1 protein-coding gene is annotated in these 251 nt (G+C 60.6%); it reads right to left on the bottom strand.

What is annotated here, in order from left to right:
- Positions 1-251, bottom strand: a 251-nt coding sequence (locus HA050_RS21830; RefSeq protein WP_166830591.1) for a hypothetical protein, incomplete at both ends; no start/stop codon positions are given.

Genomic DNA, 251 nt, shown 5'->3' with positions numbered 1-251 from the left:
ACTCTGATCTGAGCGCTGGAAAGTGCAGCAATCGCCAGTGTGCTGATCACGGCCAGATCGCGGGTTTCGAGTGCGGCGATATTAGTGGTGTTGAGGGCAGCAACCTGACGCGAAGTCAGAATGGCGGCCTGGGCCGTGGTCAGCGCCGCAGCCTGATCAGAGGTTAAGCCCTGCAATGAGCCGGTGGTCAGGGCCAGGGTCTGATCCGTGGTCAGCGTGGCCACTTGTGCGGTGGTCAGGGCTTTAATCTG

The sequence above is a fragment of the Iodobacter violaceini genome (genome assembly GCF_011601265.1).
Lineage (GTDB): Bacteria > Pseudomonadota > Gammaproteobacteria > Burkholderiales > Chitinibacteraceae > Iodobacter > Iodobacter violaceini.
This window is presented reverse-complemented; position numbering and strand designations above follow the sequence as displayed.